Source organism: Streptomyces sp. CNS606 (genome assembly GCF_000426325.1).
Genome location: NZ_AUFD01000011.1, coordinates 133,130 through 153,865, shown reverse-complemented (window position 1 = coordinate 153,865; position 20,736 = coordinate 133,130). Strand labels below are relative to the sequence as shown.

17 protein-coding genes and 1 tRNA gene are annotated in these 20,736 nt (G+C 74.6%); 13 read left to right on the top strand and 5 right to left on the bottom strand.

Going from position 1 to position 20,736, the window contains the following annotated elements; genetic code table 11:
* The first annotated feature begins 158 nt into the window (after positions 1–158).
* The 4 genes from K304_RS0109465 (at position 159) to K304_RS0109450 (ending at position 4,991) form a co-directional block, all read left to right on the top strand.
* Complete coding sequence (locus K304_RS0109465) at positions 159–1,484, top strand: extracellular solute-binding protein (protein WP_027763550.1); 1,326 nt, start codon at positions 159–161, stop codon at positions 1,482–1,484.
* 14 nt (positions 1,485–1,498) lie between these two features.
* Entirely contained in the window at positions 1,499–2,560 is a 1,062-nt protein-coding gene (locus K304_RS0109460; RefSeq protein WP_027763549.1) for a carbohydrate ABC transporter permease, read from the top strand.
* A gap of 11 nt (positions 2,561–2,571) precedes the next feature.
* Positions 2,572–3,444: a carbohydrate ABC transporter permease gene (locus tag K304_RS0109455; RefSeq protein ID WP_027763548.1), complete on the top strand. Its 873-nt coding sequence runs from the start codon at positions 2,572–2,574 to the stop codon at positions 3,442–3,444.
* 92 nt (positions 3,445–3,536) lie between these two features.
* Positions 3,537–4,991 carry a GH1 family beta-glucosidase gene (locus tag K304_RS0109450; protein WP_027763547.1) on the top strand — a complete coding sequence of 485 codons (1,455 nt, stop codon included), beginning with the start codon at positions 3,537–3,539 and terminating at the stop codon, positions 4,989–4,991.
* On the opposite strand, the gene K304_RS0109445 is transcribed toward K304_RS0109450, so the two are convergent.
* Together K304_RS0109445 and K304_RS28150 are read right to left on the bottom strand one after the other, a co-directional pair.
* The gene (locus K304_RS0109445; RefSeq protein WP_027763546.1) at positions 4,988–5,866 is read right to left on the bottom strand and encodes a fused MFS/spermidine synthase; all 879 of its coding nucleotides are present in this window, start codon (positions 5,864–5,866) and stop codon (positions 4,988–4,990) included. The genes K304_RS0109450 and K304_RS0109445 overlap by 4 nt on opposite strands.
* Before the next feature lie 125 nt (positions 5,867–5,991).
* Positions 5,992–6,393 (bottom strand): hypothetical protein, encoded by a 402-nt coding sequence (locus K304_RS28150; RefSeq protein WP_078528829.1) that lies wholly within the window; start codon positions 6,391–6,393, stop codon positions 5,992–5,994.
* Between the two features lie 169 nt (positions 6,394–6,562).
* Between K304_RS28150 and K304_RS0109435 the strand changes: the two genes are divergently transcribed.
* Positions 6,563–8,035 (top strand): NsdA family TPR-like regulatory protein, encoded by a 1,473-nt coding sequence (locus K304_RS0109435; protein WP_027763545.1) that lies wholly within the window; start codon positions 6,563–6,565, stop codon positions 8,033–8,035.
* Positions 8,036–8,431: 396 nt separating this feature from the next.
* Here K304_RS0109435 and K304_RS0109425 read toward each other — a convergent pair whose 3' ends face one another.
* The gene (locus tag K304_RS0109425) at positions 8,432–9,031 is read right to left on the bottom strand and encodes a histidine phosphatase family protein (protein WP_027763543.1); all 600 of its coding nucleotides are present in this window, start codon (positions 9,029–9,031) and stop codon (positions 8,432–8,434) included.
* A 171-nt stretch (positions 9,032–9,202) separates the two neighbouring features.
* Here K304_RS0109425 and K304_RS0109420 point away from each other — a divergent pair, with 171 nt between their 5' ends.
* From K304_RS0109420 to K304_RS0109395, 6 genes are all read left to right on the top strand, one after another.
* Complete coding sequence (locus K304_RS0109420) at positions 9,203–10,396, top strand: hypothetical protein (protein ID WP_106965559.1); 1,194 nt, start codon at positions 9,203–9,205, stop codon at positions 10,394–10,396.
* A gap of 115 nt (positions 10,397–10,511) precedes the next feature.
* Complete coding sequence (locus tag K304_RS28145) at positions 10,512–12,125, top strand: hypothetical protein (protein WP_078528859.1); 1,614 nt, start codon at positions 10,512–10,514, stop codon at positions 12,123–12,125.
* 41 nt (positions 12,126–12,166) lie between these two features.
* The gene (locus tag K304_RS0109410) at positions 12,167–13,510 is read left to right on the top strand and encodes a DEAD/DEAH box helicase (protein ID WP_027763541.1); all 1,344 of its coding nucleotides are present in this window, start codon (positions 12,167–12,169) and stop codon (positions 13,508–13,510) included.
* 141 nt (positions 13,511–13,651) lie between these two features.
* A complete protein-coding gene (locus K304_RS0109405; RefSeq protein WP_027763540.1) occupies positions 13,652–14,020 on the top strand; it encodes a hypothetical protein in 369 nt (122 codons plus the stop codon).
* Positions 14,021–14,211: 191 nt separating this feature from the next.
* Positions 14,212–14,868, top strand: a complete 657-nt coding sequence (locus K304_RS32040) for a bifunctional DNA primase/polymerase (protein ID WP_027763539.1) — start codon at positions 14,212–14,214, stop codon at positions 14,866–14,868.
* Positions 14,859–14,932: transfer RNA gene (locus K304_RS0109395), tRNA-Lys, on the top strand. Before K304_RS32040 ends, K304_RS0109395 begins: the two co-directional genes overlap by 10 nt.
* 94 nt (positions 14,933–15,026) lie before the next feature.
* Here the strand turns inward: K304_RS0109395 and K304_RS0109385 are convergent.
* A complete protein-coding gene (locus K304_RS0109385) occupies positions 15,027–16,301 on the bottom strand; it encodes a M6 family metalloprotease domain-containing protein (RefSeq protein ID WP_027763538.1) in 1,275 nt (424 codons plus the stop codon).
* Positions 16,302–16,563: 262 nt separating this feature from the next.
* Between K304_RS0109385 and K304_RS0109380 the strand changes: the two genes are divergently transcribed.
* Together K304_RS0109380 and K304_RS0109375 are read left to right on the top strand one after the other, a co-directional pair.
* Positions 16,564–18,450 carry an EAL domain-containing protein gene (locus K304_RS0109380; RefSeq protein ID WP_078528825.1) on the top strand — a complete coding sequence of 629 codons (1,887 nt, stop codon included), beginning with the start codon at positions 16,564–16,566 and terminating at the stop codon, positions 18,448–18,450.
* Positions 18,451–18,576: 126 nt separating this feature from the next.
* A complete protein-coding gene (locus K304_RS0109375; protein WP_027763536.1) occupies positions 18,577–19,437 on the top strand; it encodes a pentapeptide repeat-containing protein in 861 nt (286 codons plus the stop codon).
* 37 nt (positions 19,438–19,474) lie between these two features.
* Here K304_RS0109375 and K304_RS0109370 read toward each other — a convergent pair whose 3' ends face one another.
* Positions 19,475–20,563, bottom strand: a complete 1,089-nt coding sequence (locus tag K304_RS0109370; protein ID WP_027763535.1) for an LLM class flavin-dependent oxidoreductase — start codon at positions 20,561–20,563, stop codon at positions 19,475–19,477.
* Positions 20,564–20,736 lie beyond the last annotated feature (173 nt).

Here is a 20,736-nt window from a genome sequence, read left to right as displayed (position 1 = left end):
GGAGGAGCCCGCACACCCGCTTCATCACGGTGTCGACATGGTCTCTCCCCGTCTCTTGACACCCCGGACGCACTGGGCAACCCTTCAACTCATCACATCTGGGAGCGCTCCCAAGGACCTGATCGCCTTCAGGTTCCGTACACGTTCGGGAGGATGCGATGCACAGCCAGTACCGACGCACGACCCGCACCACACGCAGATCGGCCCGGCGGCTGACGTCGCTCGGGATCGCCGCGGCCCTGGGCGCCGGGCTGCTCTCCGGCTGCGCCGGGGACGGCGGCAGCACGGCCGCGAACGGCAAGACCGAGGTCACCGTCGGCCTCTTCGGCACCTTCGGGTTCAAGGAGGCCGGGCTCTACGACGAGTACGAGCGCCTCCACCCGGACGTCGTCATCAAGGAGAACGTCACCGCGCAGAACGCCGACTACTACCCCGCGCTGCTCAACCACCTGACGGCCGGGGCCGGCCTCCAGGACATCCAGGCGGTCGAAGTCGGCAACATCAAGGAGGTCGCCACCCTCCAGGCCGACAAGTTCGTCGACCTCTCCGACGCCGCGGGCGTGAAGAAGGAGAACTGGCTGGACTGGAAGTGGGAGCAGGCCACCACCGAGGACGGCAAGGTCATCGGCCTCGGCACGGACACCGGACCGATGGCGGTCTGCTACCGCAAGGACCTCTTCGAGAAGGCCGGGCTGCCCACCGACCGGGAGAAGGTCTCCGACCTGTGGGCGGACGACTGGGCCAAGTACGTGGACGCGGGCGAGACGTACGCGGAGAACGCCCCGTCCGGCACCAGCTTCATGGACAGCGCCGCCGGGCTCTACAACGGCGCGGTCTCCAGCTACGCCGAGCGCTACTACGACGAGAGCGGCGAGCTGGTCTACCAGGACAGCGAGGCCGTGGAGACGTCCTGGGACCTGTCCATGCGGGCGGCCGAGGGCAAGCTGAGCGCGAAGCTCCAGCAGTTCACCCCCGCGTGGGACCAGGCGTACGCCAACGGCGACTTCGCGACCGTGGTGTGCCCGGCCTGGATGCTCGGCTACATCGAGAGCAAGGCGGGCAAGAAGAACGCCGACACCTGGGACGTCGCCGACGCCCCTCGCCCCGGCAACTGGGGCGGCTCCTTCCTCGGCGTGCCGGAGAACGCGAAGAACCGTGAGGAGGCCGTCAAGCTCGCCGCCTGGCTGACCGCGCCGGAGCAGCAGGCGAAGCTCTTCCAGAAGCGGGGCAGCTTCCCCAGCTCGCAGGCCGCGTTCGCGCTGCCCGAGGTCGAGGAGGCCACGCACGCGTACTACGGCGACGCCCCGACCGGGAAGATCTTCACCGAGGCCGCGAAGGGCGTCCCGGTCCAGATCCTCGGCCCGAAGGACCAGATCGTCGCCGAGACCCTCGCCGAAGGCATCCGGCAGGTGGAGCAGCAGGGCAAGTCGCCCGAAGAAGGCTGGGACTCCGCGGTCAAGTCCATCGACAACGCCCTCGGCTGACCGGAGCTGTGCGCATGACCTCCGAACGTCTCGACGCCGCGCCCCCCGCTCCTCCGGGGGGCGCGGCCCCGGCCCGGTCGCGCCCCCCGAGCGGCAGCGGCGAGGGCGGCCCGAAGCGTCGCCGCGGGGCGCCGTCCGGCGACGCCGACCGGGCGTCCGCCGCGCGGCGGGCCGCCCGGCGCAGCCGGCGCTACCAGCGCGACGCCCGCTGGAGCCCGTACGCGCTCATCGCACCGTTCTTCCTCGCCTTCGCCGCCTTCGGCCTCTTCCCCCTGCTCTACACCGGGTGGGCGTCGCTGCACCGCGTCTCGCTGCACGCGCCGACGGACATGGAGTGGGCGGGCCTGGAGAACTTCGCCCAGCTGATCCGGAACGACTTCTTCTGGAACGCCCTGGGCAACACGTTCGTCATCGGCGTCCTCTCGACCGTTCCGCAGCTGCTCATGGCCCTCGGCCTGGCACACCTGCTGAACTACAGGCTGCGCGGCTCGACGTTCTACCGGGTCGCCCTGCTCACCCCGTACGCGACCTCGGTGGCCGCCGCCACGCTGGTCTTCGCCATGCTCTACGGCCGCGACTACGGAATGATCAACTGGGTGCTGGGCTTCTTCGGCGTGGACGGCATCGCCTGGGAGTCCGGTGACTGGACCTCGAAGATCGCCGTGTCCACCATCGTCATCTGGCGCTGGACGGGCTACAACGCACTGATCTACCTGGCGGCGATGCAGGCCGTGCCGCACGACCTGTACGAGTCCGCAGCCCTGGACGGCGCGTCCCGGTGGCAGCAGTTCCGGCACGTCACGGTGCCGTCGCTGCGGCCGACGATCCTGTTCACCGTCGTCGTCTCCACGATCGGCGCGACGCAGCTCTTCGGCGAACCGCTGCTCTTCGGGACCACCGCGTCGGGCGGCGCCTCGGGGCAGTACCAGACGCTCGGCCTCTACCTGTACGAGCAGGGCTGGGTGAACTTCCATCTCGGCCGGGCCTCCGCCATCGCCTGGACGATGTTCCTGATCCTGGTGGTGATCGGCCTGGTCAACTGGCTGTTCGCCCGTCGGCTCGGCAAGAGCCAGTGAGGAGGCACGCCATGGCACACCCGACGGCCCGCCGCCCGGCACGGCCCGGGGCGCGACGGGCCGGCAGGCACCTGCACGGCGGCTGGATCACGTACACGGTGCTGACCGTCTTCACCGTCGGTTCGCTGTTCCCGCTGGTGTGGACGGCGATCGCCGCCTCGCGCGACAACGAACGGCTCGCCGAGACGCCGCCGCCGTTCTGGTTCGGCCAGAACCTGTTCACCAACCTCTGGACGGCGTGGTTCGACGCCAACATGGGGCTGGCGCTGTTCAACACCGTCGTGGTCGCCGGCTCCGTCACGGTCGCCACGGTGCTTTTCGGCACGCTGGCCGGCTTCGCCTTCGCCAAACTGCGGTTCCGCGCGAAGAACCTGCTGATGCTGCTGGTGATCGGGACGATGATGGTCCCGCCGCAGCTCAGCGTGGTGCCGCTGTACATGGCGATCGCCGAACTGGAGTGGACCAACCAGCTCCAGGCGGTGATCCTGCCGATGATGGTGAGCGCGTTCGGCGTGTTCTTCATGCGGCAGTACCTGGTCAGCGCGCTGCCGACGGAGCTGATCGAGGCCGCCCGGGTGGACGGCGCGCACAGCCTTCGCGTCGTGTGGCACGTGGTCTTCCCGGTGGCCCGGCCCGCGATGGCGGTCCTCGGCATGCTGACCTTCGTGCTCGCCTGGAACGAGTTCTTCTGGCCGATCATCGCGCTGACGCAGGAGAACCCGACCGTCCAGGTCGCCCTCACCGGCCTCGACCGCGGCTACATCCCCGACCAGTCGGTGATCATGGCGGGATCGCTGCTGGGCACACTGCCGCTGCTGCTGGTCTTCGCCCTGTTCGGCAGACAGATCGTCGGCGGCATCATGCAGGGCGCCGTGAAGGGCTGACCCGCAACCACTCGTGACGACGCCGGCCCGCCGGACCCTCTTGACGTGACTGTTCCGGGCGGACGGCCCAGACCTGAATTGGGAGCGCTTCCATGACTGCAGCAACTCCGGCCCCCTCGACGACGGAATCCGCGACCCGCCGGTTTCCGCCCGGCTTCGTGTGGGGTGCGTCCACCGCCGCCTACCAGGTGGAGGGGGCGGCGCGGGAGGACGGACGCACGCCGTCCATCTGGGACACCTTCTCCCACACCCCCGGCCGGACGCTGAACGGCGACACCGGCGACGTCGCGTGCGACCACTACCACCGCTACCGGGACGACGTGGCGCTGATGTCGCGGCTCGGCCTCGGCGCCTACCGCTTCTCCGTCTCCTGGTCCCGGGTGCAGCCCACCGGGCGCGGCCCGGCCGTCCAGCAGGGACTGGACTTCTACCGCGCCCTGACCGACGAACTGCTCGACGCGGGCATCACGCCGGTGCTGACCCTCTACCACTGGGACCTCCCGCAGGAGCTGGAGGACGCGGGCGGCTGGCCGGCCCGTGAGACGGCCTACCGCTTCGCCGACTACGCGGCGCTGGTCGGGGAGGCGCTGGGCGACCGGGTGGAGATGTGGACCACCCTCAACGAGCCCTGGTGCAGCGCCTTCCTCGGCTACGGCTCCGGGGTGCACGCGCCGGGCCGCACCGACCCGGCCGCCGCGCTGCACGCCGCCCACCACCTCAACCTCGCCCACGGGCTGGGCGTCTCCGCGCTGCGCACGGTGCTGCCGTCCCGGGCGCAGGCGATGGTCAGCCTCAACCCCGCTGCGGTGCGCCCCCGTTCGGACTCCGAGGCGGACCGGGACGCGGCGCGGCGCATCGACGCGCTCGCCAACCGCGTCTTCACCGGCCCGATGCTGCACGGCCGCTACGACGAGGACCTGTTCGCGGACACCGCCCGGATCACCGACTGGTCCTGCGTGCGGGACGGCGACCTGGAACTGATCCACCAGCCGCTGGACGCGCTGTGCGTCAACTACTACACCCCGTCCCTGGTGTCGGCGGTCGACAGCGGCGACGTGGAGCGCAGCGACGGCCACGGCGCCAGCACCCACTCCCCCTGGCCGGGGGCCGGTCGGGTCGCCTTCCACCAACCCCCGGGCGCGCGCACCGACATGGGCTGGAGCATCGACCCGACCGGCCTGTCGGACCTGCTGCTGGGGTTCACCCGGGAAGTTCCCGGGCTGCCGCTGTACATCACGGAGAACGGCGCGGCCTGCGCGGACGAGCCGGACGCCGCCGGCCGGGTGGACGACCCGGAGCGCATCGCCTACCTGCACGGCCACCTCGCCGCGGTGCACCGGGCGATGGCCGAGGGCGCGGACGTGCGGGGCTACTTCCTGTGGTCGCTGCTCGACAACTTCGAGTGGGCCTACGGGTACACCAAGCGCTTCGGCGCCGTGCACGTCGACTACGCCACGCAGCGCCGCACGCCGAAGTCCAGCGCCGCCTGGTACGCCGAGGTGTGCCGGACCGGCCTGCTGCCGGGCGATCCGGGGGCCGCGGGCTAGAACGAACCGGCCGGCGGGGCCGGTGAGGGCGCGGCGGTCGCGTCCGTCACCGGCTTCGCCCCGGCGGCGAACGCCGCCAGCGCAGCGCCGTGTTCGACCCGGCCGGGGTGCGGGTCTCCGGCGACCCGCCGGGTCAGCTCGGCCACGTCGAGGCCCGCGTCGGACGCCGCGAGCACGACGTTGCCGAACCGCCGCCCGCGCAGCACCGCCGGGTCGGCCGCGGCGCACACCTCGCGGAAGACCTCGCGCACCGTCGCCACCTGCCCGCGCAGGTGCGTCAGCCCGCCGCCGTCGGCGAGGTTGGCCGCCCACACCCCGCCGGGGCGCAGCACGCGCCGCCCGTCGGCGACGAACTCCACGCTGGTCAGATGGGCGGGCGTGCGTGCTCCGTGGAAGACGTCGCTCAGCACCACGTCGGCCCAGCCGTCCGGTACGCGGGCCAGCACCGCGCGGGCGTCGCCGGACCGCACCCGTATCCGCCACCCGGCGTCCAGCGGCAGTGCACGGCGTACGAAGGCGGTCAGCGCGGTGTCGGTCTCGGCGGCCTGCTGCGTGGAGCGGGGGCGGGTCACGGCGACGTACCGCGCGAGGGTCAGGGCGCCGCCGCCGAGGTGCAGCACGCGCAGCGGGCGGCCCGGCGGCGCGGCCAGGTCGAGCACGTGGCCGAGGCGGCGCTGATAGGCGAAGTCCAGGTACGCCGGATCGTCCAGGTCGACGTGCGACTGCGGGGCGTCGTCCACGGTGAGCGTCCAGGCGCGCGGACGGTCCGGGTCCGGCTCCAGCCGGGCGAGTCCGCCGCCGACCGGTTCGGCCGGCTCCTCGCGGTGCTGCCGCGTGCGACGCCGGCCCGCGTCGTCCCGTCGTCTCCTCGCCACACCCTCCAGTATCGCGGGCGGCGCGGCCGGGGAGGACGGCCGGTCGCCGGCCGGGGCCGGCGGCCGGCGAGGACGGGGTGCCGGCGGCCGGTGGTGACGCGTGGCCGGGCGAGCGTCGGCCGGGCTCAGCGGCAGCGGTCGACGGCCTCGATGGTGCGGGCCGCCTCACCGAGCGCGGCGCGCAGCCGGGCCGGCTCGGTGGTGCGCAGCTGCGCGCCCTCCGGCGGCACCAGCCATCCGGTGCCGCTGACCGGAGGCTCGGCGAGGGGCCGCGGACCGGTCTGGAAGGTCTGGGTACAGGCACTGCCCGGCAGGTCCCAGGCCGCCGCAGTGCCCGGCGGCACCAGGAAGCCCAGGGTGTCGCAGGGCCCGTCGTGCAGCACCTGGCCGACGCCCTCCCGGAGCCGCAGGATGTCGACGGCCTCCATCCCCTGCCGGGCCGGCACGGTCACCAGGTCGCACGGCTCCTCGGGCAGGCGGATCGCGCCGGCAACCGAACTGCTCGCCCTCACTCCGCTGTCCCGCACGTGCGCCTCCTCGACTCGTCGCTGTGCCGAGTCCAACGCGCGGCGGCGTCAACGGCCACGGCGGCGGAACGCTGCAAAGGATGGCAGTTCATGGCAGATCACGGTGGGGAATTCCGTTTTGTGGCCAAACCGTGTGTGGTGCTCCCGTCACAGCCGGTACGGTCCGGCCATGGCGTCGTCACCCTCCACGTCACCGGGGCCGAGACGCGGACCCAACACGGCCTTCCGAGGACTGCGGGGTCCGCTATCACCAGGGGAATTCGCAGCAGCGGTACGCAGGTCGGCGCGTGAGATCGGTGAACAGGTAGCGTGCGACGCCCGTTACGTGGGCCGGGTGGAGGCCGGAGAGATCCGGTGCCCCAACTACGCCTACGAGCGGGTGTTCCTGCACATGTTCCCCGGCCGCACGCTCGCCGACCTCGGCTTCGCACCACGGGAGTCGGTCCGCGGGCGCGCCGCACGTGTGCGAGGGGCGCGCGGAGGTGAGACCACGCCTCCGTCCGCCCTGACGCGCCGGGCGGACGCCGCCGGGACCGTCGTCGACCACGACCGGCCCGCGCACCACCCCGGTGCAGAGCACGACGCCGAGTACGCGATCACGAACGAGAACGACGAGGAGAGCGACGTGCTACGTCGCGCTTTCATGACCGGCGGCCCGGCCGCCCTGGTCGCCGTCTCCCTGACCGGCGACGGACGGAACACCGGCCCGGGCGGCGCCACGACGACCGTCCGCCGCGCCGGCGGGACGGAGGCCGCAGCGGTGGAGGACGCCGTCCACCGCATCCGCCTGCTGGACGACCGGCACGGCGCCGACGGCCTCTACCGCCGCGCGGGCACGGCCCTGCAGTCCGCCTACGCCTACCTCGACGCGGGGACCACACGCCGCGCGGTCGCGGACCGGCTGCACTCCGGGGCCGGTGAACTGGCCATCTCCGTGGGCTGGCTGGCGCACGACTCCGGCCGCTTCGCCGACGCCCGCTCCCACTACGCGGAGGCCCTCGCCACCGCGCGCGTCTCCGGGGACCCGGCTCTGGAGGCACACGCCTTCTGCAACACCGCCTTCCTCGCGCGGGACGCCGGCCGCCCCCGGGAGGCCGTACGCGCGGCACAGGCGGGACACCAGGCCGCCCGGCACCTCGGCTCCTCCCGCCTGCTGTCGCTGCTGACCCTGCGCGAGGCCGGCGGGTGGGCGGGGCTCGACGACCGTTCCGCCTGCGAGGACGCCCTCGTACGGGCGCACCGCCTCTTCGCACGCGGACCGTGTGACGACGACCCGCCGTGGATGACGTTCTTCGGCGAGGCGGAGATGGCGGGCCTGGAGTCGCAGTGCTGGTCGGCGCTGGGGGCCTGGGGACCCGCCGTGGTGCACGCCCGGCGCGCGGTCGCCCTCCAGGAGCCGCATTTCGTACGCAACCGGGCGCTCTTCACCGCCGAGTTGGCCGGTGACCTGGCCGCCGCGGGCCGACCCGACGAGGCCGCGGCCGCCGCGTCGCACGTGCTCGAACTGCTGAGGCCGGTCAAGTCGACGCGCATCCGCGGCATGCTGGCCGTCACCGCGTCCCGCCTCGCCCCCCACCGCCGCGAACCGGCCGTCTCCGCCCTGCTGCCCCGCCTCCCCGTCCCCCGCGCCGAGCGGGCGTAACGCGTGCCGCGCGCGGGAGGCGGAGCGGTCCGCCGTGCAGACGGCCGGGCAGCCCCGGGGAGCGGCGGGCCGGAACTACAGCTGCCCGCGGGCGAAGAATTCGAGCCGGTCGCACCCGACACAGCGCCACGCCACCAGGGCGCGGCCCCGCCGCTTCTGCCGGAAGCCCCGGAAGGAGGCGGCGGACCTCGCGCCAGGCGACCACCCGACCAGTGACGAACCCGGGCCCAGGCCGTCGACGTAGCCTTCCTCGTACTCTGCGGACCCGCACACGGGGCAGGTCGTCTCCGGCGCGGTCATGGCCGCAGGATATCGACGACGGCCTCGCCGTGCAGACCTCCGCCCGGGCGGCGTTCCCCCGGCCGCCAGGTCCCGGACGTCTGCGCGGCCGGGGCCCTAACCGAGGTGGCCGGTGTCGTTCCAGCGGGAGAGGGCGGGGGCGTCGTAGGCCCAGCCGAGGACGGACAGGCCGACCGGGTCCAGGACCAGCCGGGCGCCGTGGCCGACGGGTTCGCCGAGCCAGCGGGCGCCGAGCGCTCGGAGCAGGTGACCGTGCGCGAAGACCAGCACGTCGCGGTCCGCCGACCGCGCCCAGGCCACGATCTCGTCGGCGCGCCGCGACAGGTCGGCCGGCGACTCGCCGTCCCGCACCCCGTCGCGCCAGACCTGCCAGTCGCCGCCGACCTGCGCGCGGATCTCCGTCGAGGTCATCCCCTCGTAGGCGCCGTAGTCCCATTCGCGCAGGGCGTCCCACTCGGTGGCGCGGTCACCGAATCCGGCCAGCTCGCAGGTGTCGCGGGCGCGGGCGAGCGGGCTGGTGCGGACCTCCACGTCGGGCAGGCCGTTCCAGGGCGCGCGGTGCAGGCGCGCGCCGAGCCGTTCGGCCATCCGCCGCCCCTCGTCGAGGAGCGGTACGTCGGTACGTCCGGTGTGCCGGCCGCTGCGGGACCATTCCGTCTCGCCGTGCCGTACCAGCAGGATGCGGGGTGCTGCCATGACCGGGAAGCCGCCTCTCGCCGAGTGTCCGGGGTGCGTGCGCTGCGTGCGCGCCCCATCATCACCCGGCGGCGGGCCCGTTCCGCGGACCCGGTCGGCGGGCGTTGTCGGTGCCGGATGCGACACTGCGGCTCGATACGGAAAGACCGACGACGCCCGAGGCGTGAGCCTATGACGACTTCCCCCGGCACCTCCGCCGTGCCGGCCCCGCACTCCGCCCTGCACCGGCGGCTCGCCGAACTGCGAGGAGGCCCGGACGTGCCGCCCCGCCCGCTGGACGCGCGGGCGCTGGCCGCCCTCGCGGCCAACCCCGGCTGCCGCCGCCGTGCGCTGCTCGACGGCGCCGGGGTCGACAAGGCCGCGCTGGCCGAGGCGTTGGGGGCGCCGGCCGCGTTCGGCCAGTCGCAGTTCGCCTTCGTCCGCGGCAACGCGTTCGAGGCCCGGGTCAAGGGGGACGGCGGCGCCGAGCTGATACGGCTGCTGTGCGGGCGTACCGGGGAGGCCGCGCCGTCGGAGCCGGGCGAGGTGGCGGTGCCGGACCTGGCGGCGGCCGGCCCGGCGGGGCGGGCGGAGCGCACCCGGCTCGCGCTCGCGGAGGCGACGGCGGCGGGCGGCTGGGCGCTGCTGGACCACCCGATGCTGACGCTGCGGGTCGCGGGCTCGCCGGTGTATCTGGAGCCGGACGCCGTGGCCGTGCACCCCGACGGCAGCCGGACGGTCGTGGAGATCAAGTCCTTCCCGGTGCTGGACGGTTCGGCCGATCCGGCGAAGGTGGGCGCGGCGGCCCGGCAGGCGGCGGTGTACGCGCTCGCGCTGGAGGCCGTGCCCCTCTCCGGCTCCGCTGCGGACACCGAGCCGGCCGTTCGGCCGCATGCGCTGCTGGTGTGCCCGAAGGACTTCACCAACCTGCCCGCCGCGGCGCTCGTGGACCTGCGCAAGCAGGTGGCGAGCACCCGTCGGCAGATCGCGCGGCTGACCCGGCTGGACGAGATCGCGGCCCACGTGCCCGAGGGCACCAGCTTCGCGCCGACGCTCCCGGCGGAGCGGCTGGCGTCGGCCGTGGCCGAGGTGCCCGCGCAGTACGCCCCGGAGTGCCTGGCCGGGTGCGAGCTGGCGTTCCACTGCCGGGACGCCGCCCGCAGGGCGGGCGCGGTGACCACGCTGGGCCGTTCGGTGCGCGGTGAACTCGGGGGCCTGACCTCGGTGGAGGCGGTGCTGTCGGCGGCCGCGGCCGGCGACGGCAGCAGCGACGGCGACGGCTCCGGGGGTGGGGCCGAACCGGCGGCCGCCGCGCTGCGCCGCGCCGCGCGCCTTCGTGCCGAGGCGCTGGCCGCCTCCCGTGCGGCCGGGGGCGGCGCTCTGTGACCGCCGTTCTGCCGCGCTCCGCGACGCCGTTCCGTACCCGGCCCGGCGGACGCGCGGCGCACGGAGCGGTGCGCACCCGCGGTCCGCAGGCGTCGACCAGGCGGAAGGAGGAGGCATGTCGCTGATCGGTGCGCTGGCGCGCATGGAGGCCGTCGCGGCCGGACGTGCGCAGCCGGCCGCGACCGTGCGGCACCGTCATCTGGCCGAACGGCCCATGGTGCTGGTGCCGTTGACCACGGCGGGCGAGGCGGGGGCGCCGCTCGGCGCGCTCGTCGGCACCGACCGGGACGCGCCGCGGCTGCTGGTGGTGCCGCAGCCACGCGACCGCGACCTGCGGTTCGCGTTCCTCGCCGCGCTCGCGGAGGTCGTGCTGCCGCACCTGGAGTCCGCCCAGGACGAGGTCGAGCACGAGGAGCGGGGCAGCGAGGAGACGGAACTGTGTGCGGACGCACCGCAGTTGATCGTCCCGAACGGTCCCGGCGTCGACTTCGTGCGCCTGCTGGGCCGGTCGACGCGCCTCCGGCGCACCGCGGAGCAGGACCCGGAGACCCCGCACCCCGCCCCGGCGCACGTGCCGCTGCTGGGCCGCTGGCTCACGCACTACGGCGAGCGCGCCCGGGTGCCCGGCTCCGCGCTGCTGGTGGCGATGACCGAGCTGCTCACCCGGCACTGGGCCACCGGCCAGAGCCACTTGGAGGACCAGCACCTGGGCGCGCTGCTGGCCTGGATCGAGGCCGCGGAGGACGGCCGCGACGACGGCGCCGCAGCCGCGCTGCGGGCGGAGACCGCCCGGGACGCGAAGGGCCTGCTGCTCACCCCGCCGGCCGGTCCGGCGACGGACCCGGCGTTCGACAACCACCGGCTCGCACCGGCCGTCCAGCGCTTCGACGCCGGGCTGACGGGGGCGGAGCAGGAGATCCACGACCTGATCGAGAGTCAGCTGCTGCCGACATGGCGGTCGGTGTGGCACGGCGTGGACCTGCTGCGTGCGCTGCCGGAGGGGGAGAGCGTCGCCGACCGGTGGCGCCGTGACCGCTTCTCCTACACCCACCACCGTGACCGGGTGCGCGCGGGCGAGCCGCCGCAGCCCAAGCGGGACGACGCGGTGACCGCGGCGAACAAGCTGGCCTCGCGCGAGCAGGCGCAGGCCCGCCTGGACGCGCAGGAGGCGCTGGACGACCCGCTGGTCATGGCCGCCGCCCGCCGGCTGGCCGGGGAGGCGTTCGCCGGGGTCGTGGTCGGCGTGGAGGAGGCGTGGTCGGAGGGGAAGCGGCCGCGACCGCGCCCCCTGGTGACCGTCCGCACGGACGACAGGCCGCATCTGGCCGAGCGCGGCACGGTGCACCGGAGGCTCGGTGACGGCGTCACCAAGCAGAGTGCCGAGCCGGCCGGCGTGCCGGGCGAGGGTCTGCTCACCCTGCGGCTGACCAACGGCATGGGACGCGGCAAGGAGCCGGCGCCCGGTTCCGTCCCGGAACCCGGTGACCGTCTGGTGTGGACGCTCTTCGAGCACAGTCCGCGGGGCGGACCGGGCCTGCCGGAGCCGGAGGACACCCCCTGGACGCACGGAGGCCCGCCCGACGGTTGCGCCGCACCCGCCGCCCTCGTCGACGCCGCCGAGGGCGCCACCAGTGGTGAGGGCGCACCCGACGCCGGCGCGGAGGCCGCCGTGCGGGTGCTGCGGCCCGCCGATCCCCCCGACCCCGAGACCGCGGAGGACTTCCTGTGACGGTGACCGGCGACGCCCGCGCGGACGCGGCGGCGGGTGTGGTGAGCCTCGCGCGGGCGCGGGAGAGCCTGCCGCCCGGCGAGGCGGCGGCGCGGGCGACGGCGGCCATCCTGCGGGACACGCTGCACGGCGACCGGCCCGGCGTGGTCGTGGACTCGCCGCCGGGGGCGGGCAAGTCGACGCTCGTGGTGCGCGCGGCACGGGAACTGGCCGCGGCCGGGCGGCGGCTGATGATCGTGGCGCAGACGAACGCGCAGGTGGACGACCTGGTGGACCGTCTCGCGCGGGAGGACCCCGAGCTTCTGGTGGGGCGGCTGCACAGCAGCGACCCGGAGCCGTACGACCGGGTGCTGGACGCGCATCCGTCGGTGCGTCCGTCGGCGAAGGCGGCCGACCTCGCGGAGCTGCCCGTGGTGGTCTCGACGGCCGCCAAGTGGGCCTGGGTGAAGACGGACACGCCGTGGGAGCACGCCATCGTCGACGAGGCGTACCAGATGCGGTCGGACGCCCTGCTGGCGGTGGCCGGACTGTTCGAGCGGGCGCTCTTCGTGGGCGACCCGGGTCAGCTCGACCCGTTCAGCCAGGTCGGCGTGGAGCAGTGGGCGGGCCTGACGTACGACCCGTCGGCGAGCGCGGTGAGCACACTGCTCGCGCACAATCCGGACCTTCCGCAGCACCGGCTGCCGGTGTCCTGGCGGCTGCCCGCCTCGGCGGCGCCGCTGGTCTCCCGTGCGTTCTATCCGTTCACGCCGTTCACGAGCGGCACGGGGCCGGGCGACCGCACGCTGGCGTTCGCCGGGGCGTCGGACGCGTCGCCCGTGGACCGGGTGATCGACGAGGCGGCGGCGTCGGGCTGGGGCCTGCTGGAGCTGCCGGCCCGGCACACGCCGCGCACGGACCCGCAGGCGGTCGCCGCGGTGGCGGACGTGGTGCGGCGGCTGCTGGCGCGGGACGGCGAGACGCGGAGTGAACGGTCGCACGACGGTGTGCCGTTGACGGCGGACCGGGTCGCGGTGGGCACCGCGCACCGTGACCAGGCCGCCGCGGTGCGGGCCGCGCTCGCCGCCCGTGACGTGACGGACGTGGTCGTGGACACGGCGAACCGGCTCCAGGGACGGGAGTTCGACGTCACGGTGGTGCTGCATCCGCTGTCCGGGCGTCCGGACGCCACCGCGTTCCACCTGGAGACGGGCCGCCTGTGCGTGCTCGCCTCGCGCCACCGGCACGCCTGCATCGTGGTGTGCCGGGCGGGCGTCCCGGAGCTGCTGGACGATCACCCCTCGACGGAGCCGGTGCAGCTCGGGGTGACCGTGAAGTTCCCCGACGGCTGGGAGGCGAACCACGCGGTGCTGGCCCTCCTCGCGGAGCACCGCGTGGCGCTCTGACGGCCGTCCGCGGGCGGCACCGGTCGGCCGGCCCCGGTGCGAGACGGGCCGGGCCGGCCGCTGCGGACGTGACACGCCAGGAGGAGTCGGATCGCGCTTCGGGGGGAGAATGGGGGTGGCAGTCGACCTGGAGGTACTCGCATGCCCGAGCCGCACCCGGCTCCCGACCCCGCCGGCAACGGCGGCGCACCGCGTTTTCGGCGTCCCGCCGCTCTGCTCTTCGAGCCCGCGGCGGCCTCCGGCGAGGACGAGCACTTCTTCGACCTCGACGCGTTGGAGGACCCGCGCGAGCTGCTGTCACGGGCGACGGAGCTGACGCTCGCGTTCCGGTCGGCCGCCGACCGGGCCATGGAGTTCCAGGCCGTCGCGGCGGCTCAGCTCGCCGATCCCAAGCGCTTCGACCGGTTGCCCGCGGCCGTGATCGCGGAACGGGCGGACTGGACCGAGGACTACGCGCACAAGATGATCGAGTTCGGCCGCGAGCTGCTTTCCGAACGCACGCACGACTGACGTCACGCCGACCGGTCCCCCGGTGCAACAGCCGGGCGCACCCCACCCCGTGGTACGCCCCCGGCGCATGGCACGGCAGCGTGCGCCGCACCGGAGCGCGAGGGACGGAAGGTACCGGACATCCGTCTCTCCCGTGCGGGTTTCCGGCAATTCCACACTCCGTCCCCGCGAGGTCGCTAGATGTATATGCCATGAGCAACCCCGCCGATCCGGCCGACTGTCCCGCCGCCCACGTCACCCTCGCCGGCGCCGACTGGCTCGCCTCCGCGAGCTGCTTCCCGCGCAGCGTGCACGCCCTGTGGGCGCTGCGCCCCACCGCGCCCAGTGTGCTGCCCTGCGGCACGGCGTTCGACGTGGTGTCCGCCTCGCAGGTGGACGGGCGGCGACTGCTGGACCGGCTGTGGTCGACGGGGCCGGGCAGCGGACCGGTCGCCGTCCACCAGGGCAGGATGCTGCTGTTCTGCGCGCCCGGTACGGCCGGCCGGCTGCCGGCCCTGCTCGACTGGGAGGAGTGGGGCAGCCGTCGCGCGGACCCGCGCCGGGAGACCGGCGGCCGCCGCCTGCTCTGTCACGGCGCCGGGGACACGGTGACGGTCCCGCCGCTGTCGCCTGCGGCCGGTTCCGCGTCCCCCTCGCGCTGGCTGGTGGCGCCGGACGTGCGGCACCCGTGGCTGCCCGGGCCGGAGATGCTGCTGTGGGCGTACGTGCGCGCGTACGTACGGCCTGGTCGGGAGGTGCGCCGCCCGCGTCCCGGGGGTCCGGGCGGGCCGTCCGGGACGGGCCGGGTATCGATTTTCTTTCCGCAGGACCGTGGTGCTAAGGTCTACGACGTCAGCAGGCGCCGCTAGCTCAGTTGGTTAGAGCAGCTGACTCTTAATCAGCGGGTCCGGGGTTCGAGTCCCTGGCGGCGCACAGACGGTCGAAGGCCCTCCGCTCCGGCGGGGGGCCTTCGACGTGTCCCACGGGGAGCGGTCGGGTCGGCGGGCATCCGCCGGGTCGGCCGGGGTCACCGGGTCGCCGCGGGACCCCGGGTGATCTGCACGGACCAGCCGCCGTCCGCGGCGCCCCGGTCCGCGACGCGGACGCGGATGCCGCCCGCCTCCTTCAACACGATCTGCTCGCCGAGGCCGAGCGGCGCGTCCGCCAGCGGCGGGTAGACCGAGCTGCGCCGGCACGCCGAACTCTTCGGGTGGCCGTCGATCACCTCCACCGGCCCCTCCGCCGAGTCGGCGTCGGAACGCACCCGGTAGAGCAGCACCCCGCTGGTGCACACCCCGATGTCGTTGCCGACGGGGGCCCGCGCCTCGACGGCCAGCACCTCGTGCGGTCCGGTGCGCACCACCAGGAGACGGGTGTCGCGGCGCAGCAGGAAGCCCGGGTCGAGCGGCGCCCCGAGCGCGCGCAGCGTGTGCCGGGTGGTGCCGGTGTCGTCCGCCACGCAGGCGACGTTCCGCTTCCCCAGCCAGCCGAGCTTCCACTTGTGCCAGCCGAGGAGGTCCGGAGCGAGTCCGAACTGGCTGCCCATGACGTCCCAGTCGCCGACGAACGTGTCCCAGTCCGCGCCGCCGTCGACCGGCCGGTGGTAGAGGTCGGGCAGGTCGAAGAGGTGGCCGGTCTCGTGGGCGAGGACGTACCGGTCGGGCGGGTGGCGTTCGAAGACGGTGACGACGCGCTCCACCTCGTGGCCGTCCAGGACGGCCGGCTCCTCGAAGTTGACGACCTTGGTCGCGTCGGAGTTCACGCCGGGCGCGTCCGGGTCGGCGACGAGATAGACCACGTCGTAGTCGGAGAAGTCGACGTGCGGGTCGGCCGCGCTCAGGGCGTCGTGCAGGTAGGCGCCGCGCAGCACCGGGTCCCAGTCGCGCTGTATGCCGTAGGAAGTGGAGGTGGCGGGCATCTCGATCCAGCGCTTCCGCGGGTGCACCTCGAGGGAGAAGGTGTCGTAGGAGGCGCGGGCGAAGAAGTCCGAGGTCGTCGGGAAGTGGTCGCGCACCAGCGCGCCGGGGTTCATCATCGGCTCCCAGTCCGGGAAGGACAGGAAGAGCATCAGGGCGTCCGCCCGGCGGTCCGGACGGGGATAGGCGGAGTCCCAGCCGTCGACGCCCTCCGTGTGGTGGGCCTCGGTGCGCGGGAGGACGCACTCCCCGGGCGGAGCGACGGCCGTGGCCGGGCCGGCGACCAGCGCGGTGCCGATGATCGCGGCCAGGGACGTGAGCACGGATGAGGTGCGGCGCAGCACCGGCCGGCCCTCCACCCGCTCGCGTCTCCACGGAACCGCCACGTATGACCTCCTGGACGAGCCATTTCGGTCCCGTCCAGCATGTCCCGCTTCGCCCCGTACGTCGCCTACCGTTAGTCCGATCGGGTTATCCCCGTGTCGGACACCGTGCGTGATGTTCTGCCCAGCCCTCGCCCTCCCGGGCGAAGCGCCGCAGGTACGCCGTTCGGGGACCGCTCGTCCGCGCGGGCGTACGCCCGCGAGGCGCACGCCGTGCCTCGTGCGCCCCCGCGCCGCTGCTGGCCCGGCCGCTCGGACAGCCTCTATGATCGGCACATTTCCAGCGCGGACCGGCCGCCAGGTGGACCAGGGCAGTCACCCGACCGGCGCCGCACGCGACGAGTCCCGTGGGGAGCGATCGGTGAACGGACCCTCCGGCGGACCGGACGATGACGCCGCGACCGCCTCGACGACTCCCCCGCAGAACCTCACGCACGGTGACCACGATCAGCTGCCCGCCGCCCCGTGCGACAGCGACTTCCGCGCCGCCTTCAACGCCGCGCAGTTCGCGATGGCGGTCGTCGACCACGAGGGCCGGGTGCGCAGCGCCAACCGCGCGCTCGGCGCCCTGCTCGGCACCGACCCGGACGCCCTCGTCGCGGCCCCGATCGCCGACCTGACCGGTATCGGCACCGACCGCCGCACCCGCAGCGCCTACCACGAGGCGCTGCGCGGCCGGACCGACCGGATGTCGTGCACCCGGCGGCTCAAGCACGCCGACGGCCACTCTCTCTGGGCCGAGATCACCGTCACTCCCACCACGCCCGTCTCCGACGCGGAGGAGGGCCGGGCGCTGCTGTCGGTGGTGGACATCAGCGAGCGCCGGGCGCTCCAGAAGCGCCTGCGGCACCTCCAGATGCACGACCCCGTGACCCGGCTGCCCAACCGCGCCCTGTTCTTCGAACGCCTCTCCGCCGCGCTGCGCGAGACCGCCACCGGCCGTGTGGGCCTCTGCTACCTGGACCTGGACGGCTTCAAGGCGGTCAACGACACTCTCGGCCACCGCGTCGGCGACCGGCTGCTCGAGGCGGTGGCCCGACGGCTGGCGAGCTGCGTGGAGAACGAGGGGCATCTGGTGGCCCGGCTCGGCGGCGACGAGTTCGCCGTACTGGTGGAGAGCACCGCCGACACCGCGCAGGTGACCGGCCTCGCGCAGTCGGTGCTGCGGGCGCTCCAGCAGCCGATCGACCTGGCCGGGCAGCGGCTCGCGGTGTCCGCCAGCATCGGCGTGGTGGAGCGCGCGGCCGCCGGCACGACCGCCACCTGCCTGATGCAGGCCGCCGACACGACCCTCTACTGGGCGAAGGCCGACGGAAAGGGCCGCTGGACGCTCTTCGACCCGGAGCGCAACGCCCACCGCGTCACCCGCCAGGCGCTGTCGAGCACGCTGAGACCCGCCCTGGAGCGGGGCGAGTTCGCGCTGGAGTACCAGCCGATCGTGGGACTGGACGACGAGAGGCTGCACGGCGCCGAAGCCCTCGTACGGTGGCGGCACCCGCGGTTCGGCACCCTCGGGCCGGACCGCTTCATCGGGCTCGCGGAGGAGAACGGCGCCATCGTGCCGCTCGGCCGGTGGGTGCTGGACGCCTCCTGCCGGCAGGCGCGGCGCTGGCTCGACGACCGCCCGCACGACCCGGTCTACGTCAGCGTCAACGTGGCCGTGCGGCAGGTGTGGGACTCCGACCTGGTCGCCGATGTCGAACGCATCCTCGACGACACGGGACTTCCCCCGGGGCTGCTGCAGCTGGAACTCACCGAGTCGGCGGTGATGGGGTCGGCCGGCCGCCCCCTCCAGGCGTTGCAGGCGCTGAGCGAGATGGGCGTGCGCATCGCCATCGACGACTTCGGCACCGGCTACTCCAACCTCGCCTACCTCAGCCGCCTCCCGGTACGCGCGCTGAAGCTGGACGGCACGTTCGTCCGCGGCTTCCGCACCGCCCGGCACGAGAACCCCGCGGACGAGACCATCGTGGCCGCGCTCGTCCAGCTCGCGCACGAGCTGGGGCTGACGGTCACCGCGGAGTGCGTCGAGGGGCGTGAGCAGGCGGAGCGGCTGCGCGGCATCGGCTGCGACACGGGGCAGGGCTACTACTACGCCCGGCCCATGCCCGCGCCCTCCCTCACCGCCTGGCTCTCCCGCGCCTCCACCTGACGCCGGGCCCGGCCGACGACGCCCCGGCCCGTTCCGGCTCCCGCTCGACGGGTCCGCCGCCGCGCGGGAAAACGGGGTGAACAGGAACCGGTGCCGGTGCCGGTGCCGGTGCGAGGATGCCCCACCGTGACACCCGACGCCGCACCCGCACACGAGCCCGCACCCGCGGCGCTGCGCGCGGACTGCGCGCGCTGCTTCGCCCTGTGCTGCGTGGCGCTGCCCTTCGCCGCCTCGTCCGACTTCCCCGTCGACAAGCCGGCCGGGACGCCCTGCGCCAACCTCCGCGACGGCTTCGGCTGCGGCATCCACTCCCGCCTCCGCGAACGCGGCTGGGCCGGCTGCGCCGTCTACGACTGCCTCGGCGCCGGACAGAAGGTGTCACAGACCACGTACGGGGGCCGCGACTGGCGGCGGAACCACGGCCTGGCGCGCGAGATGTTCGCCGTGTTCCCGGTGGTGCGGCAGCTGCACGAGCTGCTGCGGTACCTCACCGAGGCGGTCGGGCTGGCCCGGAAGGGCGACCTTCGGGACGCGCTGGGCGAGGCGCTGGCCCGCGTCGACCGGCTGAGCCGTGGGCGCCCGGACGAGCTGCTGGCCCTCGACGTGGGCGGCGTGCGCGCCGAGGTCAACCCGCTGCTGGCGGCGACCGGCGCGCAGGTGCGCGCGGCCGCCGTGCCCGGGAGCCGGGGCGGCGCGGACCACCGGGGAGCCGACCTGTTCGGGGCGCGCCTCCGGGGCGCGGACCTGCGGGCGGCGAACCTGCGGGGCGCCTGCCTGGTCGCCGCGGACCTGCGCCGGGCCGACCTGCACACGGCCGACGTCACCGGCGCCGACCTGCGCGACGCGGACCTGCGCGACGCGGACCTGCGGGGCGCGGACCTCACCGGCGTGCTGTTCCTGCTTCCGTCGCAGCTGGACGCCGCGCGCGGCGACGCGGCGACCCGGCTCCCGGACGGGCTCCCCCGGCCGGCGCACTGGCCCGGCTGAGCAGAGGGTTCGCCGCGCGGCGGTGCGGTCGCGGACGTCAGAGGAACGGCAGGTCGTACGCGTCGGCGATCAGGGCGTAGCTGCGGACGCGGGCGTCGGGCGTGTGCGCGTTGGCCGTCAGCATCAGTTCGTCCGCGCCGGTGCGCTCGGCCAGCGCGTCGAGCCCGTCCCGTACGGCGTCCGGTGTGCCGTGCACCACGTTGGCCAGCCACCCGTCGACGAAGTCCTGCTCCGCCGGTCCGAACGGGTACGCCGCGGCCTCCTCGGGCGTGGGGACGAGTCCGGGCCGTCCGGTGCGCAGCCGCAGCATCGCCAGTGCGCCGGTCATGACCTGGCGCCGTGCCGCCTCCTCGTCGTCCGCCGCGAGCGCGGAGACGCCGATCAGCGCGTAGGGCTCGGACAGCGCCTCCGAGGGGCGGAAGGTCTCCCGGTACAGGGCGAGGGCGGGCTGCGTCTGGGCGGCGGAGAAGTGGTGGGCGAAGGCGAACGGCAGGCCCAGCTCCCCGGCGAGACGGGCGCTGAAGCCGGAGGAGCCGAGCAGCCAGATCGGCGGACGCGACCCGTCGCCGCCCTGGACCGGCCCCGGCACGGCGTGCACGCGGCCGTGGTAGCGGTGCGCGGGCGGGAAGTCGTCGTCGAGGAACCGGGTCAGTTCCAGCAGTTGCTGCGGGAACTCGTCGGCGTCCGGGCGCGGCTGGTCGGTGCGGCGCAGTGCGGAGGCGGTGAGCCCGTCGGTTCCGGGAGCGCGGCCCAGGCCCAGGTCCACGCGGCCGGGCGCGAGGGCCTCCAGCGTGCCGAACTGTTCGGCGACGGAGAGCGGGGCGTGGTTGGGGAGCATCACGCCGCCGGAGCCGAGGCGGATGCGGTCGGTGTGGGCGGCGAGATGCGCCAGGATCACGGCCGGCGCGGTGCTGGCGACGCCCGGCATGGAGTGGTGCTCGGCCACCCAGTGGCGGGTGAAGCCGCGGGACTCCGCGAGGCGGGCGAGGCGGACGGAGGTGCGGAAGGCGTCGGTCGGGGTGTGTCCGGCGCCGACGGTGGCCAGGTCGAGGACGGAGAGGGGGACGGGCGCGGTGCCCCTCGCCTCGCCGCGTATCGCTTCGCTGTTCGCCGCCGGGTCACTCACGGGGTGGGACTCGCCTTCTCGTTCGGTAGCGCCTTCGTGAGGCGGCAACCGTGCACCGGGCCGCGTCATTCCCGCGCCGGTGCGGGTGAGGCGTCGGCGGCGGGCGCCGGACCTGCTTCCCCCGGGTGTGGGAGGGCTCCCGGAGGAGCCCTCCCACACCCGGGGCGGCGGGG